The organism is Mesorhizobium sp. WSM3224, from assembly GCF_000427725.1.
Lineage (GTDB): Bacteria > Pseudomonadota > Alphaproteobacteria > Rhizobiales > Rhizobiaceae > Mesorhizobium.
In genome coordinates, this window is the sequence record NZ_ATYO01000063.1 from 1 (window position 1) to 4,590 (window position 4,590).

4 protein-coding genes are annotated in these 4,590 nt (G+C 65.8%); 3 read left to right on the forward strand and 1 reads right to left on the reverse strand.

Annotated features, from left to right (window positions below):
• Positions 1–540: 540 nt before the first annotated feature.
• From YU3_RS0133740 to YU3_RS0133750, 3 genes are read left to right on the forward strand one after another with little or no spacing between them, the layout of a single operon-like run.
• The gene (locus YU3_RS0133740; protein ID WP_027170279.1) at positions 541–1,773 is read left to right on the forward strand and encodes a 3-methyl-2-oxobutanoate dehydrogenase (2-methylpropanoyl-transferring) subunit alpha; all 1,233 of its coding nucleotides are present in this window, start codon (positions 541–543) and stop codon (positions 1,771–1,773) included.
• A 2-nt stretch (positions 1,774–1,775) separates the two neighbouring features.
• Entirely contained in the window at positions 1,776–2,789 is a 1,014-nt protein-coding gene (locus tag YU3_RS0133745) for an alpha-ketoacid dehydrogenase subunit beta (RefSeq protein ID WP_027170280.1), read from the forward strand.
• A gap of 1 nt (position 2,790) precedes the next feature.
• Complete coding sequence (locus tag YU3_RS0133750) at positions 2,791–4,170, forward strand: dihydrolipoamide acetyltransferase family protein (RefSeq protein ID WP_027170281.1); 1,380 nt, start codon at positions 2,791–2,793, stop codon at positions 4,168–4,170.
• A gap of 110 nt (positions 4,171–4,280) precedes the next feature.
• Here YU3_RS0133750 and YU3_RS0133755 read toward each other — a convergent pair.
• Positions 4,281–4,590 (reverse strand): transposase (locus tag YU3_RS0133755; protein WP_027170282.1); only part of this gene is annotated, 310 nt, incomplete at its 5' end.

A 4,590-nucleotide genomic window follows, 5' to 3' on the forward strand; every position in this document is an offset into this window, starting at 1 on the left:
AGGTTCTGAGGGCGCTCCAGAGCGCGCCGTCAGTCCCGCCAAGGCAGGTCCCGGGCCAGGAGACGCAAAGCTACATCCCGCCACGTCCAGTGTGGCGCCGTGCTCAATCAGCGCAAGACCAAGCCGCTGCGCGGCGGCTGGACAGCCGGCCTTGCGCCGATCTGCGCGCGACGCTTTCGAGCGCCCTATGGTCGGGACGAACAGCTGCCCCACGATCAAACCAACAGCTAGCAGATCAACCTCTTGACCCAATGGCCCTCATGTGAGGGGAGAAGGGAAGGCCGCGCGAGGCCGTCGCTACCTGCTGATAGCGTTATCTGGCGCCGTCGCTCCTCTAAACTTCCGCCAAATTGCGCGCAGCGCGAAAACATCGACAAGAAATTTCGCCGCCATATCTGCATCTTGGCGCATGCGTGCCGCATCGGCCGCGCCAAGCCGAGGACCGGGGAGGAGGGCCGTGCCCAGACCCGGCGAATTGGCACTGGTCTGGCGGCGCGGATGTGCAAGTATCGCACCGGCAACATTGGAGGACGTTAGGTCATGGCCGATGCTGGAATGTTGCGCTTTCATGTGCCCGAGCCGGAGGTTCGGCCCGGCGGCACGCCCGACTTCTCGAATGTGACCATCCCAAAGGCCGGCTCGGTGCCGCGCCCCGAGATCGACGTCGATCCGCGCGGCATCCGCGACATGGCCTTCTCGATCATCCGCGTGCTGAACCGCGCCGGCGAAGCCGTCGGGCCGTGGGCCGGGCTGCTCACCGACGAGGAACTGCTCGAAGGCCTGCGCCATATGATGCGGCTCAGGACTTTCGACGCGCGCATGCAAATGGCGCAGCGCCAGGGCAAGACCTCCTTCTACATGCAGCATCTCGGCGAGGAAGCGGTGAGCTGCGCTTTCCGCAAAGCGCTCAAGCCCGGCGACATGAATTTCCCGACCTATCGGCAAGCCGGCCTTTTGATCGCCGACGGCTATCCGATGGTCACGATGATGAACCAGATCTATTCCAACGAGGCCGATCCGCTGAAGGGCCGGCAACTGCCGATCATGTACTCCTCGAAGGAGCACGGCTTCTTCTCGATCTCGGGCAATCTGGCGACGCAATACATCCAGGCGGTCGGCTGGGCGATGGCGTCGGCGATCTCGAACGACTCCAAGATCGCAGCCGCCTGGATCGGCGATGGTTCGACGGCGGAGTCGGATTTCCATTCCGCCCTGGTCTTCGCCTCGACCTACAAGGCGCCGGTCATCCTCAATGTCGTCAACAACCAGTGGGCGATCTCGACCTTCCAGGGCATCGCGCGCGGCGGCTCCGGCACTTTTGCCGCTCGCGGCCTTGGCTTCGGCATCCCGGCGCTGCGCGTCGACGGCAATGACTACCTCGCGGTCCATGCCGTGGCGAAATGGGCGGCGGAGCGGGCGCGCGCCAATCTCGGGCCGACATTGGTCGAATATGTCACCTATCGCGCCGGCGCGCATTCGAGCTCCGACGATCCCTCGGCCTATCGGCCGAAGGCCGAATCCGACGCCTGGCCGCTCGGCGACCCGGTCATCCGGCTGAAGAACCACCTCATCCACCGGGGTGTCTGGTCCGAGGACAGGCACACCCAGGCGGAAGCCGAGATCCTCGAAACGGTGATCGCGGCGCAGAAGGAGGCCGAGGGGCACGGCACGCTGCATGCCGGCGGCAAGCCGTCGACCCGCGACATGTTCGAAGGGCTCTATGCCGAGATGCCGCCGCATCTCAGGCGGCAGCGCCAGCAGGCGGGGGTCTGACCATGCCCAGAAAGACCATGATCGAGGCGATCCGCGACGCCATGGATGTCGCCATGGGGCGTGACGAACGTGTCGTTGTCTATGGCGAGGATGTCGGCTTCTTCGGAGGTGTTTTCCGCGCCACGCAAGGGTTACAGGCCAAATATGGCCGCAGCCGCTGCTTCGACGCGCCGATCAACGAATCCGGCATCGTCGGCTCGGCGATCGGCATGGCCGCCTATGGTTTGAAACCTTGCGTCGAAATCCAGTTTGCCGACTATATGTATCCGGCCTACGACCAGCTGACGCAGGAAGCGGCGCGGCTGCGCTACCGCTCGAACGGCGATTTCACCTGTCCGATCGTGGTGCGCATGCCGACCGGCGGCGGCATCTTCGGCGGCCAGACGCACAGCCAGAGCCCGGAAGCGCTGTTCACCCATGTCTCCGGCCTCAAGACCGTGGTGCCGTCCAATCCACACGACGCCAAGGGTTTGCTGATCGCGGCGATCGAGGATCCGGACCCGGTCATCTTCCTCGAGCCGAAGCGGCTCTACAACGGCCCGTTCGACGGCCATCACGACCGGCCGGTGACGCCCTGGTCGAAGCATGAGCTCGGCGAAGTCGCCGATGGCCATTACACGATCCCGCTCGGCAAGGCGGCGATCCGAAGGCCGGGTTCGGCGGTCACCGTGCTTGCCTACGGCACGATGGTCTATGTCGCGCAGGCCGCGGCCGAGGAGACCGGCATCGACGCCGAGGTGATCGACCTGAGGACGCTGCTGCCGCTCGACCTCGACGCCATCGTCGCCTCGGTGAAGAAGACAGGGCGCTGCGTCGTCGTGCATGAGGCGACGCTGACCTCCGGCTTCGGCGCCGAGTTGGTCTCGCTGGTGCAGGAAAACTGCTTCTACCATCTGGAGGCGCCGGTGGCGCGGGTCGCCGGATGGGACACGCCCTATCCGCACGCGCAGGAATGGGACTATTTCCCCGGTCCGGCGCGGGTCGGGCGCGCCTTGATTGAAACGTTGGAGGCCTGAGATGGGCGAGCACGTCATCAAGCTTCCCGATGTCGGCGAAGGCGTTGCCGAGGCCGAGCTCGTCGAATGGCATGTCAAGGTCGGCGACCTGGTGCGCGAGGACACGGTTCTCGCCGCGGTCATGACCGACAAGGCCACCGTCGAGATCCCATCGCCGGTCGACGGCGAGATTCTTTGGCTCGGCGCCGAGATCGGCGACACGGTGGCGATCGGCTCGCCGATCGTGCGGCTGAAAGTAGCCGGCGAAGGCAATGTCTTGGGGGGTGCGAAATCGCCGGAAGGCATGGCGGCACCGACCCCTAACCCCTCCCCACAAGGGGGAGGGGGAGGCGCTTTGGCCTCCAAGGTCGAAGCGAAGCGTGCCTCACCGTCATCAGCGGGTCCCCAAAGAACTGAAGGCGTGCGAGCGGCTGCAACGCCCTCCCCCTTGCGCGGCGGGACCAGGGGCCGGGCGCCGACATCCGGAGGTGCCGCGCCCAGCGGCGCGCCGCGGCCTGAGGGCGAGAGACCGGTGGCCTCGCCTGCGGTCCGGCTCCGCGCGAAGGAGGCCGGCATCGATCTGCGCCAGGTACCGGGCAGCGGTCCGGCCGGGCGCATCGGCCATGAGGATATCGACGCCTTCGTCGCGCGCGGCCCGCATCTGGCTCGCGCCACCGGTCTTGCCCGGAAGGACGGCGTCGAGGATATCAAGGTCGTCGGCCTGCGGCGCAAGATCGCGGAAAAGATGTCGCTCGCCAAATCGCGCATCCCGCACATCACCTATGTCGAGGAGATCGACGTCACGGCGCTGGAGGAATTGCGCGCAACGTTGAACAAGGACAAGCGCGCCGCCCAGGGAGTGGAGAGGCCGAAGCTGACGCTGCTGCCCTTCCTGATGCGGGCGATGGTCAAGGCGATCGCCGAGCAGCCGAGCCTCAACGCCTTGTTCGACGACGATGCCGGCATCATCCACCAGCATGCCGGCATCCATATCGGCATCGCCGCGCAGACGCCGAACGGGCTGGTGGTGCCGGTGGTCAAGCATGCCGAGGCGCGCGACCTGTGGGATAGTGCCGCCGAGGTCAACCGGCTGGCCGACGCGGCAAAGACCGGCACGGCGAGCCGTGACGAGCTTTCCGGCTCGACCATCACCATCACCTCGCTCGGCGCCATGGGCGGCGTGGCGACGACGCCCGTCATCAACTATCCGGAAGTGGCGATCGTCGGCGTCAACAAGATGATGGTGCGGCCGGTCTGGGACGGCACCCAGTTCATCCCGCGCAAGATGATGAACCTGTCGTCCAGCTTCGACCACCGCGTCATCGACGGCTGGGATGCCGCGGTGTTCGTGCAGCGGATCAAGGCGCTGCTGGAGACGCCAGCGCTGATTTTCGTGGATTGAGCGGGATGGGGTCGGTCTCGAACATCGCGGCGCCAGGATGCGGGCTCCCCCTTCTCCGCTTGTGGGAGAAGGTGTCGCCGAAGGCGACGGATGAGCGACTATCTGAGGTGTCAAGTTGCATTTGCGAACTCGATGCGCGCGTCGCGTGCTTTTGCATTGAGGATGACGAGCAGCTTGCGNGCGAGCGCGATGCGTATGACCATTTTCTCTTTGCCGGCGGCCTGCAACCGCTGATGGAATGCGGCCATGTGCGGATCGTATTTGGCAACGATGCGGGCAATGAGGAAGAGCAGCGAGCGCGGCCCCGCGCGACCGCCACGCACCGGCCGGCGACCGCTGCGCTTGCCGCTGTCGTTGGCGATCGGCGCCAGGCCGGCCAGCTTGACGATGGCCTTGTTGGAGATAATGCCGATCTCTGGC